The sequence below is a fragment of the Bacillus sp. AF62 genome, from assembly GCF_050312695.1.
Taxonomy (GTDB): Bacteria; Bacillota; Bacilli; order Bacillales; family Bacillaceae_G; genus Bacillus_A; species Bacillus_A cereus.
On sequence record NZ_JBNPJZ010000101.1, the window covers coordinates 161,008 to 184,805 of the forward strand.

Genomic DNA, 23,798 nt, shown 5'->3' on the forward strand with positions numbered 1-23,798 from the left:
TGTGGGTGATGGAATATGAAGAAATTACTTATTGGTAGTTTATTAACGTTAGCAATGGCATGGGGTATTTCATTAGGTGATACAGCATTAGAGAAAAGTCAAATAATTTCTCATAATGATCAAGAGGTACAAGTAGCTGCAGATTTACCTTTTGAGTTTTAAAAAACAACCGCCTTATTTAGTCGGTTGTTTTTTTATGGAGTAACATCCAAACGTCTTTACTAGAAACAGGTTTGCTAATAAAGAATCCTTGAATGTGATCACAATTTTGTCTATGTAAAAATTCCCATTCTTCTTCCGTTTCTACACCTTCTGCAATCACTTCTAAATTTAGTTCTTTTGATAGTGTAATAATTGAAGAGACAATTGCTTCTTCTAAAGGGCTAGTTGTAATTCCACAAATAAACTCTCGAGCAATTTTTAATGTGTTAATTGGATATTTTGTTAAATAAGCTAAAGAACTATAACCAGTTCCAAAGTCATCGATTGAAATTTGAATGCCGAGATTTTGAAGCTGTTCTAGTTTTGCAACTACAGATTGATTTTGATTAATTGCGATGCTTTCCGTAATTTCAATATCTAGTGCTTCTGGTTTCAGTTCTGTTTCTTCCAACACCTTTGAAATAGTTGAGATTAAATCTGCATGGTTAAATTGAACAACAGATAAATTCACACCAACTTTTAAGTGAGAAAAACCTTGATTATGCCATCTTTTTGCCTCTAAACAGGCAGTACGTAAAATCCAATTACCAAGTTCAATAATAAAACCAGTTTCCTCTGCTAGAGGGATAAATTGGGCTGGAGATACGATGCCGAGTTTTGGATGCTTCCAACGTATTAATGCTTCAAAACCGATAATTTGTTTTGTTTTTGTGCTTACTTGTGGCTGGTATTCAAGGAAAAATTCATTTTGTTGTAATGCTTTTGAAAGTTCACCTTCTAAGAATTGAATTTCATTTTGAGCGATACTCATTTCTTTTGAGAAGAAAACAAATCTGTTTTTTCCATTTGCCTTCGCACGGTACATAGCCATATCAGCATTTTTCATTAACTCATTTACATCAGTTCCGTAATCAGGATACATCGCAATTCCGATACTTGGTGTAATAGAGAGTTCTTCGCCTTGAATGAAGAATGGTTTGTTTAAAATAGTTAAAATCTGTTCAGCTATAAAAATTGCACTTTTTTCTGAGTACATTTCTGGTAATAGAATGGTAAATTCATCTCCACCTTGGCGAGCGACGACATCTTTTGAACGCAAGCAACCGCGTAATCTTTTTGCTACTTCAATTAATAATAAATCTCCGACGTCATGACCAAGTCTATCGTTAATTTTTTTAAATCGATCTAAATCAAGGAATATGACGGCGACATCATTTGCGCTAGTTTGGGCTGTATTTAAAATGGCTTTTAAATCTTTTTCGAACTTTCGGCGATTTGGTAATCCAGTAAGTGCATCGTGAAAGGCTAAATGTTCTACTTGTTTTTGTTTTTCATATAAAGTGGTAATATCACGCGCTATCCCAAACATTCCGACCACTTCTTTGTTTATAAAAGTAGGGATAAGTGTAATATGGAGATAATAATAATAGCCTTCTTGTTCTTTTGTACGAACTTCTAACGTTTGTGGCCTACCTTCCTTTGTAATTTGTAAAGCCTTCTTTAGTAGTTCGTGGTCTTTTGAATCAATGAAGTGTACCAGAGAATAGCTTGCCACTTCGCAATAATAGGCAGTAAATAAGCTTTCGCATGCCTTATTAGAGTGTTGAAAAATGCCATTCATATTTAAAGAGAAAACGGCATCGGGATGATCTTCGAATAAAGATTTATAACGTTGTTCACTTTTTGATAATGCAAATGCACCTTCTTCAACTTCATCCTCTAGTTGTGTAGTCAACTGTTCATATGTATGGATTAGTGCTTGATTATCTTTCCACATGTAAAGTTGCCGCAAGAATAACAAAATAAGTGATAATACGAGACCGATTAACATGAACTTATCATCCCAAGGTTGAATGATAATAAAAGAAAAAGTAATAATTATACTAAAATAAGGTAGTATAAAACGTACATAATCGAATCGATAATATTTTGTTTTCGTTTCATGCTGCATTGGTTTATCTAAAATATATAGTATGGAAGAAAGTCCAATTAATAAAATAGAAGCAGTGTGTATTAAATAATTAATTTCAGCAGAAGTTTTCATCCCAAAGTTCAATTGAAACAGATGAATATAACCGTATATGAGTATAATAGTGAAGCCGATAATTAATGCGATTCTACTAGAAGAATATTGTTCTCTTCTATATAGGCTAATAACGGCGTAAATTACTAATGATTGTGCAATGAAATACCCAATTAAAATCCAAGTATCCTTTGTTAACATGCGGAAACTTGAAAGATCTAAGATAAAAGTTAAGGTGAAATAAATGTTCATAATAATAATAAAGATGCTATCGAATGAAAATTCCGAAAGCCCCTTAATAGAGTAATTCTTTATAAACTTTATAGCAAATCCAACAAAGAGCAAAATATATTGTATGATAAAAAAAGGCAATGCTTTATATGAAAATATAGATTGATCATGTATGGAAAGTGAACTAAGAAATAGGGTTATCTCCATAATTAATCCACATAGGCAAGTACATAGTAATAAAATCCAAAATAGTTTATCACTGCGTTTCATTTTCTTAATAGCTTTATATAAACAGTGGCAAGAAAAAAGTGCAGCGAAACAGAATAAGAAAAGAATCCCAATTTCCTTTATATGCGACTCATTTGGAATAAATAGTATCCAAAGAGCGAATATAGATATGTATATTATAACAAATTGTACATACTTTTTTTGACTAATCATATTATGACTCCGTTTCAATAAAGTTGAATCTCGGGGGAATGCTAATTTAAATAATAGCATATAAAATAGGATGTTTTTTACTATAAAAATTACTTTTTTGAAAAAATGGTGCAAAGTTACAATTTACCACTGTAACTTTGCACCACTTATTCTTTTAATTCCTCTTATAGCAGAAAGTTCATCTATTAATTGGAATAGTGCTAAGTCTTTTTGTTTACTTTCAATCATAATATCGAAATTATGATTGTTTTTTTTTGCAACGTGTAAGAAGGGCTTGATAAACTCTAAATCGATATATTCAGCATGAGCCCTAAATTCTTTTTCCGATCTCGGAGAGGAAATGTGAACTTTAGGAGAGATATTTGTATGTGACCAAGTTTCAAAAATTGCAGGAAGCAACTCTTCTAGTGGTTCCTCGCAAAGATTGGCCATATGATGATGATAATCAAATACAAATGGGATATTTTCTTTTTGGCAAATTGATAAAGTTTCAGAAGTTGTATATGTTTTATCATCGTTTTCAAGAGTCATTTGTTTTTTTATATGTGCAGGAAGTTTTTTTATGTTTTCATGGAAGCGCTCAATTGCCTTTTCTTTATTTCCATAGGCTCCACCTACATGAATATTAATGTAAGAGGAATCTGCAATGCCTATAGCATCTAATACTTTATAATGATAAGTCATATCCGTAATAGCGTTAGTAGTAATATGTGGCTTGTCGCTTGTAAATAGCGTAAATTGATTTGGATGAAAACTTATTCGTAAATTGTGTTCTTTAATTAAAGCTCCTATTTTACGCCAAAGTGGTGTGAATACCCCAATATAGTCAAACTCGACTTCGGGATGTGTTGCAAGTGGGACGATTGAAGACGATAGGCGATATAGTGGGATTTCATGCGCTATATTGTAATGTAGGATACGTATTGTGTGCTCTAAATTTTGCCTTATAACATGGTACAGTTTGTCTTCTCGCTCTTGCTTGCTGAGTTTCTTAAAGCTTGTAAACGTCATTGTTTTGGCAGGAGAACAGTCCCAGAGTGCCATTGCATGTGAGACATATCCAAACCGCATAATCATATAAGATACACCTCTTTTATTCATTGTCTTTCCTATAAAAAGAAAGCAAGCATTGTTCCAATCCATTCCTTTCCTCTATCGATAAGAGAAGTTGGGTTTACATCGCTATAGGAAAGTATGGATGCATTCTTTAGGTCTTCATGGAATTTATTTTTTACTGTTTGAACGAAATGTTTACTATATAACAGGCAGTTTATTTCATGGTTAATATATAAACTTCTCATATCAAAGTTTGCTGTTCCGATATCACAAATATCATCATCCACTATAATAATTTTGGCGTGAAAAAAACCTTGTTGAAATGCATAAATATTGCAACCAGCCTGTATTAATTTTCGGCAGTATGGGAATTTTGCTTCTCGAACGAGAGGGTGATCAGCTTTTTCTGGAACAAGAATTGTGATTTGAACCCCTCTTTCTCTTGCTTTTAATAAGGCATTCATAATTTTTTTTCCAGGAATGAAATATGGTGTACCGATACAGATTTCTTTTTTTGCTCCGTTAATTAAATGTAAAAAAGTATGCTGTAAATAAGCACCATCAGTCGGAATAAATTGATGCAGTATGGTACCTGGGTTTTGTTTTGGAAAATAAAGAGAAGCATTCAATAAATCCTGTTTCGTATCATCAAACCAGTCATGCAAAAATTGCTTTTGTAAATCTTGAACCCCTTCTCCTGTAAGACGTAAATGATAGTCTCGCCATAATCCTAAATATTCATTATGCCCCAGATACTCTTCGCCGATATTAAATCCCCCGATATAGCCAGTTTTCCCATCAATCACTGTAATTTTTCTATGGTTTCTTTGATTGGCAGAAAAGAAAAGCAGAGGAAATTTTACCTTATGACAAAATGAAAAAGATACACCATGTTTTCGGAGGGAGCGAATAGCTTCGTTTGATAAAGAATGGCTGCCAAATCGATCAAGTAAAAGTCGTACTTCAATTCCTTCCTGAGCCTTATCAATCAGCAAATTTAAAAATTCACGACTGATTTTATCGTTTTTTACAATGAAGAATAAAATATGAATGTGGTGCTGTGCTTGTTTTATATCAGTAAATAAAGCGTCATACAAATCTTTCCCGTATGTATAAAGGTGAAAATCACTTTGACGTAAAGGGAAAGTGCGAGAGCTTACCCGTTTTAAATGAAGAAATCTCCCGTATGAAAAATCAATTGTAATCCAAAGAGCAACGGATATTAACAAAAGAGATAAGTAGAGCATCAGTGAATTCCCTCCTTCGCATTCTTTTCACCTTCAGTGTGTTACAAATGATACGGGTAGCACGGCTGTTATTATAAATTTCATCAGATGATAGTATGTTGCACTGATTAAAGTTTCACTTTATCCCGTTTTAACGGGCAGTAAGCCTCCACCTCAAAAACTGGTGGATAAGTAGAAGTTAGTTTGGAAATCAACTGTCCGTAAAAGCCCTACTGATTAAAGTTTCACTTTATAGTTTCACCGAAATAAACAGCTTTATGAAAAAATGTGTTGTTCTATAACAAAAAACTGTTGACTGAATGCTCACTCATTATATAATGGGATAGGGGATATAATTCAGAAAATTATATATTTTTGAAGATTCAAAAAAGAAAGAGGGCTTACAAAGAGAGGGGTAGCATAAAAATGAATAGCTTACTGATCATTAATTGGCTGGCTGCCATTGCTGTTATTGCTTATGCAGGATATTTGTTTGTATATCTTATACGGACGAGAATGGCCTACATACAATTAGGAAAAAAAATTGAATTTGACCGTCGTTTTAAAGAGCGTTGGGATCTCCTTAAGGTCAATGTTTTCGGTCAGAAAAAGCTGCTGAAAGATAAGAAAAGCGGCATCATTCACGTTATGTTCTTTTACGGATTTATTCTTGTCCAATTTGGAGCAATTGACTTCGTTTGGAAAGGACTCGCACCAGGATCACATCTTCCACTTGGACCACTATACCCTGCATTTACATTCTTCCAGGAAATTGTCACACTTGTTATTTTAATTGCAGTATTTTGGGCTTTTCATAGACGTTATGTAGAAAAGCTTGTTCGTTTAAAACGTAACTTCAAATCAGGTCTTGTTCTTATCTTTATCGGTGGCTTAATGATTTCTGTGCTACTTGGTAACGGTATGGGACTTATATGGCATGGCGAGGAGCTTTCATGGAGTGAACCAATCGCTTCTGCAATCGCTTACGTTTTTAGCGGGATAAATGAAACCGTAGCTATTTCAGTGTTCTATTTTTCTTGGTGGGTGCATTTACTAATTTTGTTAACATTTTTAGTCTATGTTCCACAATCAAAACATGCGCATTTAATTGCGGGACCAGCTAATGTATTCTTCGGTCGTCTTTCAAACCCAGGAAAGCTTGAAAAGATTGATTTTGAAGATGAAACACAAGAAACATTTGGTGTTGGTAAAATTGAAGACTTTAGACAAAATCAACTTATTGACTTATACGCTTGTGTAGAGTGTGGTCGTTGTACAAATATGTGTCCGGCAACAGGAACAGGAAAAATGTTATCGCCGATGGACTTAATTTTAAAACTTCGTGATCATTTAACTGATAAAGGAGCTGCGGTAACATCAAAAGCACCGTGGGTTCCAGTAGTTGCCTTCAATAATACACAAGGAAATCAGTTAGCGATGATGGCAGCTGGAAAAGGACAACAAGAATCAGCGGCTACAACTCTCGCTTACGATCCGAGTTTAATCGGAGATGTTATTACAGAAGAAGAGATTTGGGCATGTACAACGTGTCGTAACTGTGAAGATCAATGTCCAGTTATGAATGAGCATGTTGACAAAATTATTGATTTACGTCGATATCTCGTTTTAACAGAAGGGAAAATGGACGCGGAAGCACAACGCGCGATGACAAATATCGAGCGTCAAGGGAATCCGTGGGGTCTGAACCGTAAAGAGCGTGAAACATGGCGCCAAGGTGATGACGAAGTAACAGTTCCAACTGTAAAAGAAAAATCAAAAGCTGGGGAGGAATTCGAGTATTTATTCTGGGTTGGTTCAATGGGATCATACGACAATCGTAGTCAGAAGATTGCGATATCGTTTGCGAAGTTAATGAACGAAGCAGGCATTTCATTCGCAATTCTCGGTAATAAAGAAAAGAATTCTGGAGATACACCACGCCGCCTTGGAAATGAATTTGTATTCCAAGAGATGGCGACAAAGAATATCGAAGAATTTGAAAAGGCAGGAGTGAAGAAAATCGTTACGATTGATCCTCATGCTTATAACACATTTAAAAATGAGTATCCGGACTTTGGCTTGCAAGCAGAAGTCTATCATCATACAGAATTGTTAGCTCAGTGGGTGAAAGAAGGACGCTTAAAGCCTGTTCACGCTATTGAAGAAACAGTTACGTACCATGATTCCTGTTATTTAGGAAGATACAACGAAGTGTACGAAGCGCCACGTGATATTTTGAAAGCGATTCCTGGAGTGAATCTTGTAGAAATGGCACGTAACCGTGAAACTGGAATGTGCTGTGGCGCAGGTGGTGGCTTAATGTGGATGGAAGAAACAACAGGTTCTCGTATTAACGTTGCTCGTACAGAACAAGCATTAGCTGTACAGCCATCCATTATCGGTACAGGTTGTCCATATTGCTTAACGATGATCAGTGATGGAACGAAAGCGAAAGAGGTAGAAGAGAAAGTTCAAACTCTTGATGTGACAGAGATTTTAGAACGATCTGTTATCGGACAGAAAAAAGAAGCGATGTAGTTTATAAGAATGTATACAACTTTAGAAAGAGGTGCAATGATTGCACCTCTTCTCAACGTAGGGATACCGAGCGAGCGCTCAGTGTTAAAAAAAGAAATGGGGGAAAGAAACATGAGTAAAACAGTTATTTTAAGTGCTGCAAGAACACCAGTTGGAAAATTTGGAGGATCTTTAAAAGATGTAAAAGCGACGGAACTTGGAGGAATTGCAATTAAAGCAGCGCTTGAAAGAGCAAATGTTGCGGCTAGTGATGTTGAAGAAGTTATATTTGGAACGGTTATTCAGGGGGGACAGGGGCAAATTCCATCGCGTCAAGCTGCAAGGGCTGCTGGAATCCCTTGGGAAGTGCAGACGGAAACAGTGAATAAAGTTTGTGCATCAGGACTTCGTGCGGTTACGTTAGCGGATCAAATTATTCGTACTGGCGATCAATCACTGATTGTAGCTGGCGGTATGGAGTCGATGAGTAACAGTCCTTACATTTTACGCGGAGCAAGATGGGGATACAGAATGGGCAACAACGAAGTTATTGATTTAAACGTTGCTGACGGTTTAACATGCGCATTTTCAGGTACACACATGGGTGTTTATGGCGGAGAAGTTGCGAAGGAAGATGGAATTTCTCGCGAAGCACAAGATGAATGGGCATATCGTAGCCATCAGCGTGCGGTTTCAGCGCATAAAGAAGGACGTTTTGAAGAGGAGATCGTGCCAGTAACGATCCCGCAAAGAAAAGGCGATCCTATTGTCGTTGCAAAGGATGAGGCGCCACGTGAAGATACAACGATTGAAAAGTTAGCAAAGTTAAAACCTGTATTTGATAAGGAAGCGGCAGTGACAGCTGGTAATGCGCCAGGACTAAACGATGGTGGTGCCGCACTTGTGTTAATGAGCGAAGACAGAGCGAAGCAAGAAGGAAGAAAGCCATTAGCGACAATTTTGGCGCATACAGCAATTGCAGTGGAATCTAAAGATTTCCCAAGAACGCCAGGTTATGCAATTAACGCATTGCTTGAAAAAACAGGCAAGACAATTGAAGACATAGATTTATTCGAGATTAATGAAGCATTTGCAGCAGTAGCAATTGCAAGTACAGAAATCGCAGGAATCGATCCAGAAAAATTGAATGTAAATGGCGGCGCAGTGGCGATGGGACATCCAATTGGAGCAAGCGGAGCGCGTATTATCGTAACACTAATCCATGCACTTAAGCAGCGCGGCGGCGGAATTGGAATTGCTTCGATTTGTAGCGGTGGCGGTCAAGGAGACGCAGTGATGATTGAAGTTCACTAATTAAAGTTCGAGGGTATAAAATTTATTAACAATTAAGGGGGAAGAAAAAATGGGTGTACAAAACATTGTTGTAATTGGTGCAGGGCAAATGGGATCAGGAATTGCACAAGTATGTGCAATGGCAGGGTATGACGTGAAGGTACAAGATTTAAAACAAGAGCAATTAGATAGAGGATTGGCTATCATTACGAAAAATTTAGCGCGCCAAGTAGAAAAAGGACGCATGAAGGAAGAAGAGAAGGAAGCGACATTAAATCGTCTTACAGTAACGCTTGATTTAGATTGTGTGAAAGAAGCGGATCTTATTATTGAAGCAGCTGTTGAGAAAATGGATATTAAAAAGAAAATCTTTGCGAATCTAGATGAAATTGCTCCAGAACACGCAATTTTAGCGACAAATACGTCATCTCTGCCAATTACAGAAATTGCAGCGGTAACGAAGCGTCCGGAAAAAGTAATCGGCATGCACTTTATGAATCCAGTTCCAGTTATGAAGCTTGTTGAGATTATTCGTGGTTTGGCTACAGATGATGCAGTATATGAAGCAATTGAAGATATTACGAAAAAAATTGGGAAAGTACCAGTTGAAGTAAATGATTTCCCAGGTTTTGTATCAAACCGCATTTTGCTACCGATGATTAACGAAGCAATTTATACGTTATATGAAGGTGTAGCGACGAAAGAAGCAATTGATGAGGTCATGAAGCTTGGTATGAACCATCCGATGGGGCCTTTGACACTCGCTGATTTTATCGGTTTAGATACGTGTTTATACATTATGGAAGTGTTGCATGAAGGATTAGGAGATAGTAAATATCGCCCATGTCCGTTATTACGTAAGTATGTGAATGCAGGATGGTTAGGGCGTAAAACAGGTCGTGGATTCTACGTTTACGAATAAATGCCCCTTTTGTTACAAAATAGTGGTCTTACCAAATTATTTAAAGGATATATAGCAAATGGAGGCGGAATATATGAACTTTCGTTTTAATGAAGAGCAGCAAATGATGAGGAAAATGGTTCGGGATTTTGCACAGAAGGAAATAGCTCCCTTTGTTCCTAGTATGGAACAAGGGGTGTTCCCGAAAGAGATTTTGCAAAAGATGGGTGATCTTGGATTAATGGGTATTCCAGCACCTGCAAAATACGGCGGGGCAGAAATGGATTTTATTTCTTATATTCTAGCAATTGAGGAAATCTCAAAGGTAAGTGCAACAGTTGGTGTAATTTTAGCTGTACATACGTCAGTTGGAATGAATCCGATTTTATATTTCGGAACAGAAGAACAGAAGAAAAAATATGTTTCTAAACTTGCAACCGGGGAATATTTAGGCGCATTTGCTTTAACAGAGCCAAATGCAGGATCAGATGCAGGGAGTTTGAAATCAAGAGCTGTCAAAAAAGGCGATCATTATATTATTAATGGATCGAAAGTGTTTATTACAAATGGTGGTGAAGCAAGTACATACATTGTATTCGCTTCTACAAATCCAGAGGCAGGGAAAAGTGGTATTTCTGCATTTATAGTAGAGAAAGATACACCTGGTTTAATCATCGGAAAAGATGAACATAAGATGGGGCTCCTTGGTTCTCGTACAGTACAACTTACTTTTGAAGATATGAAAGTGTCAGCGGAGAATTTACTTGGGGAAGAAGGACAAGGATTCAAGGTGGCGATGGCGAATTTAGATGTTGGGCGAATTGGAATCGGTGCACAGGCGTTAGGAATTGCTGAAGCGGCGCTTGCATGTGCGATTGATTATGCAAAAGAACGAGAACAATTTGGGAAACCAATTGCGGCGCAGCAAGGGATTGGCTTCAAGCTTGCAGATATGGCAACAAGTGTCGAAGCAGCAAGGTTACTCGTATATAGAGCGGCGTCTCTTAGGGCACAAGGATTACCATGCGGTAAAGAAGCATCTATTGCGAAATTATTTGCTTCTAAGACAGCGGTTGAAGTCGCGATTGAGGCGGTGCAAGTATTTGGTGGTTACGGTTATACGAAAGAATATCCAGTAGAACGATTTTTCCGTGATGCGAAAATCACGCAAATATATGAAGGAACAAGTGAAATACAGAAACTTGTTATTAGCCGTGCTTTATAAAAGGGCGAGGGGGAGACGGAGATGCATTTTAAACTATCAGAAGAACATGAAATGATAAGAAAAATGGTTCGAGATTTTGCTAAAAATGAAGTAGCACCAACAGCAGCTGAGCGTGATGAGGAAGAGCGATTTGATCGAGAGTTATTTGATCAAATGGCAGAGCTTGGTTTAACCGGTATTCCATGGCCTGAAGAGTACGGCGGAATTGGAAGCGATTACTTAGCGTACGTAATTGCGATTGAAGAATTATCTCGAGTTTGTGCTTCAACAGGTGTAACACTATCTGCGCATACTTCACTTGCAGGATGGCCAATTTTTAAATTTGGGACAGAAGAACAAAAGCAAAAGTTTTTACGACCGATGGCTGAAGGGAAGAAAATTGGTGCATACGGCTTAACGGAGCCAGCATCTGGATCGGATGCTGGTGGAATGAAGACAATCGCAAAGAGAGATGGCGACCATTATATTTTAAATGGATCAAAAATTTTCATTACAAATGGCGGTATTGCTGATATTTATGTTGTTTTTGCGCTAACTGATCCTGAATCGAAGCAGCGCGGTACGAGTGCATTTATTGTAGAAAGTGATACACCGGGATTTTCAGTTGGGAAGAAGGAGAGCAAGCTAGGGATTCGCTCTTCACCAACGACTGAAATTATGTTTGAAGATTGCCGTATTCCGGTAGAGAATCTACTTGGAGAAGAGGGGCAAGGATTTAAAGTTGCGATGCAAACATTAGATGGAGGTCGTAACGGTATTGCGGCGCAAGCTGTTGGTATTGCACAAGGGGCTTTAGATGCTTCTGTAGAATATGCAAGGGAGCGCCATCAATTTGGAAAACCAATTGCGGCGCAGCAAGGGATTGGCTTTAAACTTGCGGATATGGCAACAGATGTAGAAGCGGCACGCCTTTTGACATATCAAGCGGCTTGGCTTGAATCAGAAGGGCTTCCGTATGGAAAAGAATCAGCGATGTCAAAAGTATTTGCAGGGGATACAGCGATGAAGGTGACGACTGAAGCGGTGCAAGTATTTGGTGGTTACGGTTATACGAAAGATTATCCAGTAGAGCGTTATATGCGAGATGCAAAGATTACACAAATATATGAAGGAACACAAGAGATTCAGAGGCTTGTAATTTCTCGTATGTTAACGAAGTAGGAACGAAAGCGTAGGTATTCTCCTACGCTTTTTCCTTCCAAAAAATAATAGAGAGAGGTGAAGGGAATGGTTAAACATAATGTACATGCATCGGTGAAAGATGAAAAATTAGTTGCGTTAAGACGTGAACAAATGATTAAAGGTGCGGTGCAACTGTTTAAACAAAAAGGATTTCCGCGTACAACAACGAGAGAGATTGCAAAAGCGGCTGGATTTAGTATAGGGACACTTTATGAGTACATTCGTACAAAAGATGATGTTTTGTATTTAGTTTGTGATAGTATATATGAACATGTAAAAGAACGATTAGAGGAAGTAGTATGTACAGAAAAAGGGAGTATAGAAAGTTTAAAGGTAGCGATAACGAATTACTTTAAAGTGATGGACGAATTACAAGAAGAAGTATTAATTATGTATCAAGAAGTACGTTTTTTACCGAAAGAATCTCTCCCATATGTATTAGAAAAAGAGTTTCAAATGGTAGGAATGTTTGAGGATATTTTAGAACAGTGTACGGAAAATGGAACATTTATATTAAATAAAAAAGAAATACAGCTTCTTGCACATAATATTTTTATACAAGGACAAATGTGGGGGTTTAGACGTTGGGCACTGCAAAAACTGTATACGCTCGAAGAATATACAGAAATGCAAATTAGGTATGTGTTGCAAGGTGCCCATATGCTTCCGAAATAAGGAACAGACAAATTATTAATTTTATTACCATATAAAAGTTTCCCGTTTTTTTTGTAGCATATTTGTGCGACTTTTGTTTATAATGAATAGTATGGATTTTTTTAGGCAGACCGTTATATATAAGGTTATATTTGATGAAAGGAAGTGCCGCATAAGTGAATTTTAAGCAATATTCACCAGAAGAGCTAAAAGAATGTTCAATGATTGAAGTTGTACATAGCGTTTTAGGGGATAAAAGACAAGCAACGACATTCAACGAGTTGGTTCAAGAAATCGCTCAAGTGCTGGGACTATCTCAAGAGCAAGTTAATGCGAAACTCGCACAATTTTATACAGACTTAAACATCGATGGACGTTTCATTAATTTAGGAGAAAATCGTTGGGGACTACGCAGCTGGTACCCATATGAGCAAATTGATGAAGAAATCTTACCGCAGCCAAAACCGAAGAAGAAACGTAAAGTTGAAGAAGACGGTTTTGACGACTACATTGAAGAAGATGAAGATGACTTTGACGATGCAGACGGAAATGTAGACGAAGAAGATGATGTAGAAGATTTGGACAAGGTTCTTGAAGATGAAGACGGAGATGACGACGATCTTGATGATTTAGAAGAGGATGAAGACGACGACTTCGCTGAAGAAGAACTTGAGTATGATGAAACTGAAGAAGAAGAAGAGGAAGAACTGTAGTTCTTGACTTTTCATTATCGTCCATGTAGAATCATTTTTGGGCTCTTTAAAAAAGGACGATAATACTTTTAAAGTGTAAATATAAAAGAAAATTGCTCCCTACTTGTTACTTTATGTGATGAGGGGAGCAATTTTCTTTTTTGTTTTTTGTTTAGAAAATAAAAAGAGTCTAACAATAAGATGGATACAGTGTTATCTACATACGTTGCGCTTTGCAACGGTGATTATATAACAGCAAAATAGAAGGGAGCTTTTTCATGACTAAGTATATTTTTGTAACAGGCGGTGTAGTATCGTCTTTAGGGAAAGGTATTACAGCAGCATCTCTTGGAAGACTTTTAAAAAATCGTGGTTTAAATGTAACGATTCAAAAGTTTGATCCATACATTAACGTAGACCCAGGGACTATGAGCCCATACCAACACGGTGAGGTATTCGTAACAGATGATGGCGCAGAAACTGACTTAGACCTTGGTCACTATGAGCGTTTTATCGACATTAACTTAAACAAATACAGCAACGTAACAACAGGTAAAATTTACTCTTCAGTTCTTCAAAAAGAGCGTCGCGGTGAATATCTAGGAGGAACAGTTCAAGTTATTCCTCACATTACTAACGAAATTAAAGAGCGCGTATATCGTTCTGGCCGTGAAACAAATGCGGATGTTGTTATTACAGAAATCGGTGGAACTGTTGGTGATATCGAGTCTCTACCATTCTTAGAAGCAATCCGTCAAATTAAGAGCGACATCGGTCGTGACAATGTAATGTACATTCACTGTACGTTAATCCCGTACTTAAAAGCAGCGGGTGAAATGAAAACAAAACCAACGCAACATAGCGTTAAAGAACTTCGTAGCTTAGGTATTCAACCAAACATTATCGTTGTTCGTACAGAATTTCCTGTTTCTCAAGATATGAAAGACAAGCTTGCATTATTCTGTGACATCGATACAAAAGCAGTTATCGAAGCTCGCGATGCAGATACTTTATATGCGGTTCCATTATCTCTTCAAGAACAAAACATGGACCAAATCGTTTGTGATCACTTAAAATTAGACAATCCAGCTGCAGATATGACAGAGTGGACTGCGCTAGTTAACAAAGTACGTAACCTTTCTAAGAAAACAAAAATCGCTCTTGTTGGTAAATATGTAGAACTTCAAGATGCATATATTTCTGTTGTAGAAGCACTTCGTCATGCTGGTTACTCATTCGACACAGATGTAGAAGTAAAATGGGTAAATGCTGAGCACGTAACAGCAGAAAATGTAAAAGAATTAGTTGGCGATACAGATGGTATCCTTGTACCAGGTGGCTTCGGCGATCGTGGTGTAGAAGGTAAAATCGTTGCGATTCAATATGCTCGTGAAAACAAAGTTCCATTCTTAGGAATTTGCTTAGGTATGCAACTTGCATCAATCGAATTCGCACGTAATGTATTAGGTTTAGAAGGTGCTAACTCTTCTGAAATCAATCCTGATACGCCATATGCAATCATTGACTTATTACCAGAACAAAAAGATGTAGAGGACTTAGGTGGTACACTTCGTCTTGGTCTATACCCATGTAAGCTTGCTGAAGAAACAAATGCTTACAATGCTTATAATGAGCCGGTTGTATATGAGCGTCATCGTCATCGTTATGAGTTCAACAACCAGTTCCGTCCGGATATGGAAAAAGAAGGATTCGTATTCTCTGGTACAAGCCCAGACGGCCGTCTAGTTGAAATCATTGAATTAAAAGACCACCCTTGGTTCGTGGCAGCACAGTTCCACCCAGAACTTGTTTCTCGTCCAAACCGTCCACAACCATTGTTCCATGACTTCGTAAGAGCTTCTATTACGAATAAAGAGAGCAAGTAATAAAAAAAGCGCCGCCACTTTAAAGTGACGGCGCTTTTTTTAATATTCGTTTAACATTTCATCGATTGTAAATTTGATTCCGTGATAAGCAAATAAAGCTACTATTAAGCTTGGGAACCCGTAGCGATTACCTTCATCGTCTGGAATAAGACCTTTTAACAGTTTTGTATCAATATGTACGTCTGTATATTGTTCCAGTGATTCCGTACCTTCTTGAAGAGCAGAAATGCCGACAATAGAGTGTCCCTCTTCTTGTAGTTTTTTTGCAATTTCTACAACCGCTTCATCTGTTGAAAAACGGCTAATAAGAAGTACACGATCCGCAGAGGTTACTTCTGCTTCTTTACCATTTTCAAATAAGCGTTTTGCTTGCTTCATTGGTTCAGCACCGAATAGTGCTTCGGCAACAACGCCCTCCATTTCATTTGTACCATATAAATAAATGAAACCATCGCCAACTAGTGCTTGAGCAAGTAAACGAGCACTATCTTCTATATTCATTTCCTCTTTTTGAGAAACTCTGGAGAAATAACCACTTAATTGAGTTGAAAAAATTTTTAACATAATGTTACTCCCTTCGTACGTGTTTGCCGGCTTTCATTATAGTTTATTTTTTTAGAAAGGTGAAATCGTAGGGTAGCATAACAAAATAGGAAACGGTAAAATAAGAAAGAATAGGAAGGAATTTGCCAAAGAATAGCGAAAATAAATCGTTAAGATATAAGAAGCTTTAAATCTTGTACTTACACAGAAAGGTTGGGAATTATGGAAGGTAAAATTTTAATTGTTGATGATCAATATGGGATTCGTGTGTTATTACATGAAGTGTTCCAAAAAGAAGGTTATCAGACATTCCAAGCAGCGAATGGATTTCAAGCTTTAGATATCGTGAAAAAAGATAATCCAGATTTAGTAGTGTTAGATATGAAAATTCCAGGCATGGATGGTATAGAGATTTTAAAGCATGTAAAAGAAATTGATGAGAGTATTAAAGTCATTTTAATGACTGCTTATGGAGAGCTTGATATGATCCAAGAAGCAAAAGATTTAGGAGCTTTAATGCATTTTGCTAAACCATTTGATATTGATGAAATTCGTCAAGCTGTGAGAAATGAGCTCGCTGTAGAGGCGTAAAAATGAATTTTTTATAAAAAATATGGAAAAAAGCGTTTACATGGACTATTGTGCAGGTGAATACGGTTGAGTTTTTGAGTACAAGTTGTTATCCTATTGAGTGTAGAAAAAAGTCCGGTATGTAGATATACATATTTTACCTTATTCTGGTCATACTACCAGCGATAAGAACTTATCGGATACAAAAAACGTTTTTTAGGAGGATTCACCATGCCTTTAGTTTCTATGAAAGAAATGCTAAACAAAGCACTAGAAGGAAAATACGCAGTTGGTCAATTCAACATGAACAACTTAGAGTGGACTCAAGCTATCTTAGCTGCTGCGGAAGAAGAAAAATCTCCTGTAATCCTAGGTGTATCTGAGGGTGCAGCTCGTCATATGACTGGTTTCAAAACAGTTGTAGCTATGGTTAAAGCTTTAATCGAAGAAATGAACATCACTGTTCCTGTAGCGATTCACCTTGACCATGGTTCAAGCTTCGAAAAATGTAAAGAAGCAATCGATGCAGGTTTCACATCTGTAATGATCGACGCTTCTCACCACCCATTCGAAGAAAACGTTGAAACTACTAAACAAGTAGTAGAATACGCACACGCTCGTAACGTATCTGTTGAAGCTGAGCTTGGAACAGTTGGCGGACAAGAAGACGACGTAATCGCTGAAGGCGTAATTTACGCTGACCCAGCAGAGTGTAAGCACCTTGTTGAAGCAACAGGTATCGATTGCCTAGCTCCAGCTTTAGGTTCTGTACACGGTCCTTACAAAGGTGAGCCTAACTTAGGATTCGCTGAAATGGAACAAGTTCGTGACTTCACTGGCGTACCTTTAGTATTACACGGTGGTACTGGTATCCCAACTGCTGATATCGTAAAAGCTATCTCTTTAGGTACTTCAAAAATCAACGTAAACACTGAGAACCAAATCGAGTTTACAAAAGCTGTTCGTGAAGTATTAAACAAAGACCAAGAAGTTTACGATCCTCGTAAATTTATTGGACCTGGCCGCGACGCTATTAAAGCAACTGTTGCTGGTAAAATGCGTGAGTTCGGTTCTAACGGTAAAGCGTAAGAATAAAATTCCGTTTTGGAAACCGTCTAGTCTTTTAGACGGTTTCCTTTCGTTGTATAATGAAAGCGTGAACAAGTCGAAAGATTTTATCATTTTTGGTTTTTAAATAGAAAATAATGTGCATAGTCCTATTAATAAATGTGATAACGTATCTAAATTGATAAAGTGAATTCGATGAATAGTTGATCTTTATCTATTCGTGCTACAGGGGAAATAGAGATAATGGTTTCCTATTTATTGAGTTTTGGGATGGAAAGAGTAATTGAGATTCTTAAGGGGAGCTTTCTATAAAAAGATAGAAAGTAAATACATTCACAAGAAGGGAGCTCAATATGGAAAAATTGCTAATTGAAGGCGGAAGAGCTTTAAATGGAACAATTCGAGTAAGCGGTGCAAAGAACAGTGCTGTTGCATTAATTCCAGCGACAATTTTAGCAGATACTCCAGTAACTATTGGTGGTGTCCCTAATATTTCGGACGTGAAAATGTTAGGCGACTTACTAGAGGAAATTGGAGGGAAAGTAACTTATGGACAGGAGGAAGAGATGGTAGTCGATCCTTCTAACATGGTTGCAATGCCTTTGCCAAATGGAAAAGTGAAAAAATTGCGCGCTTCTTATTATTTAATGGGTGCGATGCTTGGCCGTTTTAAAAAAGCTGTTATTGGGCTTCCGGGTGGATGTCACTTAGGACCGAGGCCGATTGATCAGCATATTAAAGGGTTTGAAGCGCTAGGTGCACATGTTACAAATGAACAAGGTGCCATCTATTTAAGAGCAGATGAACTACATGGAGCACGTATTTATTTAGATGTTGTTAGTGTGGGGGCTACGATTAATATTATGCTAGCAGCTGTACGAGCAAAAGGTAGAACTGTTATTGAAAATGCAGCGAAAGAGCCCGAGATTATTGATGTAGCTACATTGTTAACAAGCATGGGAGCACGTATTAAAGGTGCTGGTACAGATGTAATCCGAATAGATGGTGTGGACTCTTTACATGGTTGTCACCATACTATCATCCCAGATCGTATTGAAGCTGGTACGTATATGATTCTAGGAGCTGCATCAGGAGGAGAAGTAACGGTTGATAACGTTATTCCTCAGCATTTAGAATCAGTTACTGCTAAGCTAAGAGAAGCTGGTGTTCAAGTTGAAACGAATGATGATCAAATTACAGTGAACGGTAATAGAAAGTTAAAAGTAGTTGATATCAAAACGCTTGTATATCCAGGTTTTCCAACAGATTTACAACAGCCGTTTACGACGCTTTTAACAAAGGCGCACGGGACGGGAGTTGTAACAGATACAATTTACGGTGCCCGTTTCAAACACATTGATGAATTACGTCGTATGAATGCTCAAATTAAAGTAGAAGGTCGTTCGGCAATTGTAACTGGTCCTGTGTTACTGCAAGGTGCAAAAGTGAAGGCGAGTGATTTACGAGCGGGAGCAGCACTTGTTATTGCAGGGTTAATGGCAGATGGAATTACAGAAGTAACAGGACTTGAGCATATTGATCGAGGTTATGAGAATATAGTGGACAAGCTTAAAGGGCTTGGAGCAAACATTTGGCGAGAACAAATGACAAAACAAGAAATTGAAGAGATGAAGAACGCATAAGTGATACTTCCGTAAGGGGGAAGTATCACTACTTGCGGAAGTACACTTTATAGAAAAACACGGTTCACAAAATACGGCAGAAATATAAAGACTTAAAGGAGAGGGATTATTGTGGAAAGAAGTTTATCTATGGAGTTAGTACGTGTAACAGAGGCTGCAGCATTATCATCAGCGCGTTGGATGGGGCGCGGGAAAAAGGATGAGGCAGACGGTGCAGCAACATCAGCTATGCGTGATGTATTTGATACAATTCCGATGAAAGGTACAGTCGTAATTGGTGAAGGTGAGATGGATGAAGCACCAATGCTATATATCGGAGAGAAATTAGGTACAGGATATGGACCACGTGTAGACGTTGCGGTTGATCCTTTAGAAGGGACAAACATCGTAGCAGCTGGTGGCTGGAATGCTCTTGCTGTTATTGCAATTGCAGACCACGGTAATTTGTTACATGCTCCTGACATGTACATGGATAAAATCGCGGTTGGCCCAGAAGCAGTTGGGGCAGTCGACATTGATGCGCCTATTATTGATAACTTACGTGCAGTTGCGAAAGCGAAAAATAAAGACATTGAAGATGTTGTAGCAACAGTTTTAAACCGTCCACGTCACCAAGCAATTATCGAAGAAATTCGTAAGGCTGGTGCTCGTATTAAATTAATTAACGATGGAGATGTAGCTGGAGCAATTAATACAGCGTTTGACCGTACAGGTGTAGATATTCTATTTGGATCTGGTGGAGCACCTGAAGGTGTATTAGCAGCAGTTGCTTTAAAATGTTTAGGTGGAGAAATTCACGGAAAACTATTGCCACAAAACGAAGCTGAATTAGCACGTTGTAAAAAAATGGGCATAGAAGACATTAATCGTATCCTTCGTATGGAGGACTTAGTAAAAGGTGACGATGCAATCTTTGCAGCAACAGGTGTAACAGATGGTGAACTATTACGTGGTGTTCAATTTAAAGGTAGCGTAGGAACAACGCAATCTCTTGTTATGCGTGCAAAATCAGGTACAGTTCGCTTTGTAGATGGTCGTCATAGCTTAAATAAAAAACCGAACTTGGTTATTAAGTAAAAGGTGGAAGCGGCTCGCTCAGAATCGCAGGACATTGGAACTCTCGACCTTGAAGCGCTCTTTGCTTCGAGTGAGAGAGTGAAATGACCGGAGATTCTAGCCGCTGGAACTGGATTAAGTAAAAAGCGTAAGCGGCTCGTTCAGAAAGGTTAAAATGGTCGATCTTTTTAACTATCGGAGCCGGAACTAAATTAAATAAGAAGCGAAGACAAATTTTCTTGTCTTCGCTTCTTGTATTTGTGTTCCAACGTATTGATTAAAACTAGATAAAAGGGTTACAATAGTGAATATTACCCTACTTGAACTTATTGCCTTTCATTATTAATTATTTGCCTTCCGTATTTTTTCCCTTTACCCATGAAAAAAGAGAATAACGTTAAAGTGTGGTGTCTGAATGAATTTGTCAATTGCAGCATTAGAAAACATGAAATTAAAAGAGTTATACGAGCTTGCGAAAGAATTTAAGATTTCGTATTATAGCAAGTTAACGAAAAAAGAGTTAATCTTTTCTATTTTGAAAGCTCGAGCAGAAAAAGAAGGTTTCTTTTTCATGGAAGGCGTATTAGAAATTATTCAATCAGAAGGATTTGGATTCCTACGTCCTATCAACTATTCTCCAAGCTCAGAAGATATTTATATCTCAGCTTCGCAAATTCGTCGTTTCGATTTACGTAATGGAGACAAAGTTTCTGGTAAAGTACGACCTCCGAAAGAAAATGAACGCTATTTTGGGTTATTACAAGTTGAAGCTGTAAACGGAGATGATCCAGATTCAGCAAAAGAGCGTGTGCATTTCCCTGCATTAACACCATTATACCCAGATCGCCAAATGAAATTGGAAACGGAACCGAAAAAGTTACCGACACGTATCATGGATTTAATCGCACCAGTTGGATTTGGACAACGTGGTTTAATTGTTGCGCCTCCAAAGGCTGGTAAAACAAGTCTATTAAAAGAAATTGCACACAGTGTTACAACAAATCATCCAGAAGCAGAATTAATTGTGCTTTTAATTGATGAGCGTCCAGAGGAAGTAACAGACATTGAACGTTCTGTTAAGGGCGACGTTGTAAGTTCTACTTTTGATGAAGTACCAGAAAATCATATTAAAGTAGCTGAACTTGTGTTAGAACGTGCAATGCGTCTTGTAGAGCACAAAAAAGATGTTATCATTTTAATGGATAGTATTACCCGTTTAGCGCGAGCTTACAACCTCGTTATTCCGCCAAGTGGTAGAACATTATCGGGTGGTATCGACCCAGCGGCTTTCCATAGACCGAAGCGTTTCTTTGGAGCGGCACGTAATATTGAAGAAGGCGGTAGCTTAACGATTTTAGCAACAGCCCTTGTTGATACAGGATCTCGTATGGACGATGTTATTTACGAGGAATTTAAAGGAACTGGAAATATGGAACTTCACTTAGATCGTTCGTTAGCTGAACGTCGTATCTTCCCAGCGATTGATATTCGTCGTTCTGGTACACGTAAAGAAGATCTATTAATTCCAAAAGAGCATTTAGACAAGTTATGGGGCATTCGTAAAACAATGCGTGATACACCAGACTTTGTTGAAAGTTTCTTACGTAAGCTTCGTCAAACGAAGACAAACGAAGAATTTTTACAAAACATTGTTGCAGACTCGAAAAGATATGTAACAACTAAGTAAAGGGAAAAGATTGGGACTCGCTTATTTTATAGTAAGCGAGTTTTTTATGCCTTTTAGGTGATATTAAAGAGAGAAATAAGTGGGAGAACCTTAGCTGGTCAGAGCAGAACGAACTGCCTCCACTTTAAGGTGATATCTAGCTCCAGCGGCTAGAATGGTAGGTGGCTTCGCGTCTTTCCATGAGGCAAAAAGCGCCTTAAGTGAGAGGGTGTGAAGTGTCCTGGATTTTTAAGTGATATCCAGTTCCGGTGGCTAGCTCTTCACATCTAAGAACCTTCCGTCCGAAAGGAAAAAAGCACCTTTAGGGCGAAAGAACCTTGGCTGGTCAGAGCTGAGCGAGCCCCCGCCACTTTAAATTTAATATCCAGCTCCAGCGGCTAGAATGGTAGGTGGCTTCGCGTCTTCCTACGAGGCAAAAAGCGCCTCTACGTCAGAAGCTCCATCCCCCTCCAATTCTGAACGAGCCGCTTCTGCTTTTAAATTGTATCTAGTTCCGACGGCTAGCTCTTCGTGTCTAAGAACCTCCCGCACTAAAGGTAAAAAGCACCTTTTGTGCGAGAGAACCTTAGCCAGTCAGAGCTAAACGAGCCGTCTACACTTTAAATTTCAAAAGACAAAAACAGGTAGTTGCAAAATGAAGTTAGCCTTGTTATAATTTCATCATATGTGTTTCATCAATATAGTTGTGTATGCAGCTGAAGATGAAAAACTCTGTTTCGAAAATGATTCAGGGCGGAAGGAGATGAAAAGAATGAAAGCAGGAATTCACCCAGATTACAAGAAAGTTGTATTCATGGACACAAACACAGGCTTCAAATTCTTAAGCGGGTCTACTAAAGGCTCTAGCGAAACTGTTGAGTGGGAAGATGGTAACACTTATCCATTACTAAAAGTTGAGATCAGTTCTGATTCTCACCCATTCTACACTGGACGTCAGAAGTTTGCTACTGCAGACGGACGCGTTGATCGCTTCAATAAGAAATACGGTATCAAGTAATAAAAACATAAAACAGGCAAGTGTATGTATTCGCTTGTCTGTTTTTTTTGTGAAAATATTATACCTTTACCCTACTTTTAACTAAAAAGTAGATGAAAGGAGAGCTTCATGTACTTAATAAATCAAAATGGCTGGATTGAAGTGATTTGCGGTAGTATGTTTTCTGGTAAATCAGAAGAGTTAATCCGCCGTGTGCGCCGTACGCAATTTGCGAAACAACATGCAATTGTATTTAAACCATGTATTGATAATCGCTATAGTGAAGAAGACGTTGTATCACATAACGGATTAAAGGTAAAAGCAGTTCCTGTTTCAGCTTCAAAAGATATATTTGAACATATCACTGAAGATATGGATGTAATTGCAATCGATGAGGTACAATTCTTTGATGGGGACATTGTGGAAGTGGTGCAAGTATTGGCAAATCGTGGCTATCGTGTCATTGTAGCTGGTTTAGACCAAGATTTCCGTGGTCTACCATTTGGACAAGTTCCTCAGCTGATGGCGATTGCTGAACATGTAACAAAGCTACAAGCAGTATGTTCTGCATGTGGATCTCCGGCAAGTCGTACACAACGATTAATTGATGGAGAACCAGCGGCATTTGATGATCCGATTATTTTAGTTGGGGCTTCAGAATCGTATGAGCCACGCTGTCGTCATTGTCATGCAGTTCCTACAAACAAAGATAAGTAAAACTCGCTGCGCAAGGCGGGTTTTTTTCAGAATAGAGAGTGTGGTTGGT

General features: G+C 38.1%; 20 protein-coding genes. 16 read left to right on the plus strand and 4 right to left on the minus strand.

The genetic code is table 11. The features are described 5' to 3' along the window. The first annotated feature begins 15 nt into the window (after nucleotides 1-15). Nucleotides 16-162, plus strand: a complete 147-nt coding sequence (locus ACQRBL_RS27070; protein WP_016079631.1) for a quorum-sensing peptide PapR — start codon at nucleotides 16-18, stop codon at nucleotides 160-162. 16 nt (nucleotides 163-178) lie between these two features. Here ACQRBL_RS27070 and ACQRBL_RS27075 read toward each other — a convergent pair whose 3' ends face one another. The 3 genes from ACQRBL_RS27075 to cls all read right to left on the minus strand — a co-directional run bounded on the left by ACQRBL_RS27075 (nucleotide 179) and on the right by cls (nucleotide 5,160). Next, complete coding sequence (locus ACQRBL_RS27075) at nucleotides 179-2,857, minus strand: DUF4084 domain-containing protein (protein WP_411995840.1); 2,679 nt, start codon at nucleotides 2,855-2,857, stop codon at nucleotides 179-181. Between the two features lie 123 nt (nucleotides 2,858-2,980). After that, nucleotides 2,981-3,934, minus strand: a complete 954-nt coding sequence (gene uvsE, locus ACQRBL_RS27080; RefSeq protein WP_100910598.1) for a UV DNA damage repair endonuclease UvsE — start codon at nucleotides 3,932-3,934, stop codon at nucleotides 2,981-2,983. A 32-nt stretch (nucleotides 3,935-3,966) separates the two neighbouring features. Then, nucleotides 3,967-5,160: a cardiolipin synthase gene (gene cls, locus ACQRBL_RS27085; protein WP_097961430.1), complete on the minus strand. Its 1,194-nt coding sequence runs from the start codon at nucleotides 5,158-5,160 to the stop codon at nucleotides 3,967-3,969. 405 nt (nucleotides 5,161-5,565) lie between these two features. Between cls and ACQRBL_RS27090 the strand changes: the two genes are divergently transcribed. The 8 genes from ACQRBL_RS27090 to pyrG all read left to right on the plus strand — a co-directional run bounded on the left by ACQRBL_RS27090 (nucleotide 5,566) and on the right by pyrG (nucleotide 15,489). Continuing rightward, nucleotides 5,566-7,677 carry a heterodisulfide reductase-related iron-sulfur binding cluster gene (locus ACQRBL_RS27090; RefSeq protein ID WP_001086772.1) on the plus strand — a complete coding sequence of 704 codons (2,112 nt, stop codon included), beginning with the start codon at nucleotides 5,566-5,568 and terminating at the stop codon, nucleotides 7,675-7,677. A 9-nt stretch (nucleotides 7,678-7,686) separates the two neighbouring features. After that, entirely contained in the window at nucleotides 7,687-8,970 is a 1,284-nt protein-coding gene (locus tag ACQRBL_RS27095) for an acetyl-CoA C-acetyltransferase (protein ID WP_120459809.1), read from the plus strand. A gap of 49 nt (nucleotides 8,971-9,019) precedes the next feature. Next, nucleotides 9,020-9,871 carry a 3-hydroxybutyryl-CoA dehydrogenase gene (locus ACQRBL_RS27100; protein WP_000538874.1) on the plus strand — a complete coding sequence of 284 codons (852 nt, stop codon included), beginning with the start codon at nucleotides 9,020-9,022 and terminating at the stop codon, nucleotides 9,869-9,871. 73 nt (nucleotides 9,872-9,944) lie between these two features. Further along, entirely contained in the window at nucleotides 9,945-11,075 is a 1,131-nt protein-coding gene (locus ACQRBL_RS27105; RefSeq protein WP_411995839.1) for an acyl-CoA dehydrogenase, read from the plus strand. A gap of 21 nt (nucleotides 11,076-11,096) precedes the next feature. Beyond that, nucleotides 11,097-12,236 carry an acyl-CoA dehydrogenase AcdA gene (gene acdA / locus ACQRBL_RS27110; RefSeq protein ID WP_000545539.1) on the plus strand — a complete coding sequence of 380 codons (1,140 nt, stop codon included), beginning with the start codon at nucleotides 11,097-11,099 and terminating at the stop codon, nucleotides 12,234-12,236. 66 nt (nucleotides 12,237-12,302) lie between these two features. Continuing rightward, a complete protein-coding gene (locus tag ACQRBL_RS27115) occupies nucleotides 12,303-12,932 on the plus strand; it encodes a TetR/AcrR family transcriptional regulator (RefSeq protein ID WP_000238601.1) in 630 nt (209 codons plus the stop codon). A gap of 155 nt (nucleotides 12,933-13,087) precedes the next feature. Next, nucleotides 13,088-13,624, plus strand: a complete 537-nt coding sequence (gene rpoE / locus ACQRBL_RS27120) for a DNA-directed RNA polymerase subunit delta (RefSeq protein WP_023523567.1) — start codon at nucleotides 13,088-13,090, stop codon at nucleotides 13,622-13,624. A 257-nt stretch (nucleotides 13,625-13,881) separates the two neighbouring features. Further along, complete coding sequence (gene pyrG / locus ACQRBL_RS27125; protein ID WP_411995838.1) at nucleotides 13,882-15,489, plus strand: CTP synthase; 1,608 nt, start codon at nucleotides 13,882-13,884, stop codon at nucleotides 15,487-15,489. A 39-nt stretch (nucleotides 15,490-15,528) separates the two neighbouring features. Here the strand turns inward: pyrG and ACQRBL_RS27130 are convergent, their stop codons facing one another. Beyond that, complete coding sequence (locus ACQRBL_RS27130) at nucleotides 15,529-16,053, minus strand: DUF2529 domain-containing protein (protein WP_000912413.1); 525 nt, start codon at nucleotides 16,051-16,053, stop codon at nucleotides 15,529-15,531. Nucleotides 16,054-16,254: 201 nt separating this feature from the next. On the opposite strand from ACQRBL_RS27130, the gene spo0F reads away from it, so the two are divergent. The 7 genes from spo0F to ACQRBL_RS27165 all read left to right on the plus strand — a co-directional run bounded on the left by spo0F (nucleotide 16,255) and on the right by ACQRBL_RS27165 (nucleotide 23,749). Further along, the gene (gene spo0F / locus ACQRBL_RS27135; RefSeq protein ID WP_000398594.1) at nucleotides 16,255-16,623 is read left to right on the plus strand and encodes a sporulation initiation phosphotransferase Spo0F; all 369 of its coding nucleotides are present in this window, start codon (nucleotides 16,255-16,257) and stop codon (nucleotides 16,621-16,623) included. A gap of 210 nt (nucleotides 16,624-16,833) precedes the next feature. Next, nucleotides 16,834-17,691, plus strand: a complete 858-nt coding sequence (locus ACQRBL_RS27140) for a class II fructose-bisphosphate aldolase (RefSeq protein WP_001131856.1) — start codon at nucleotides 16,834-16,836, stop codon at nucleotides 17,689-17,691. 332 nt (nucleotides 17,692-18,023) lie between these two features. After that, complete coding sequence (murA, locus tag ACQRBL_RS27145) at nucleotides 18,024-19,313, plus strand: UDP-N-acetylglucosamine 1-carboxyvinyltransferase (protein ID WP_000413248.1); 1,290 nt, start codon at nucleotides 18,024-18,026, stop codon at nucleotides 19,311-19,313. A gap of 111 nt (nucleotides 19,314-19,424) precedes the next feature. Beyond that, nucleotides 19,425-20,390 (plus strand): class II fructose-bisphosphatase, encoded by a 966-nt coding sequence (gene glpX / locus ACQRBL_RS27150; RefSeq protein WP_000442336.1) that lies wholly within the window; start codon nucleotides 19,425-19,427, stop codon nucleotides 20,388-20,390. Between the two features lie 394 nt (nucleotides 20,391-20,784). Further along, nucleotides 20,785-22,056, plus strand: coding sequence for a transcription termination factor Rho (gene rho, locus ACQRBL_RS27155; RefSeq protein ID WP_001053903.1), 1,272 nt, complete (start codon nucleotides 20,785-20,787; stop codon nucleotides 22,054-22,056). Nucleotides 22,057-22,807: 751 nt separating this feature from the next. After that, nucleotides 22,808-23,053 (plus strand): type B 50S ribosomal protein L31, encoded by a 246-nt coding sequence (locus ACQRBL_RS27160; protein ID WP_000643435.1) that lies wholly within the window; start codon nucleotides 22,808-22,810, stop codon nucleotides 23,051-23,053. A 108-nt stretch (nucleotides 23,054-23,161) separates the two neighbouring features. Then, the gene (locus ACQRBL_RS27165; RefSeq protein WP_000280851.1) at nucleotides 23,162-23,749 is read left to right on the plus strand and encodes a thymidine kinase; all 588 of its coding nucleotides are present in this window, start codon (nucleotides 23,162-23,164) and stop codon (nucleotides 23,747-23,749) included. Nucleotides 23,750-23,798 lie beyond the last annotated feature (49 nt).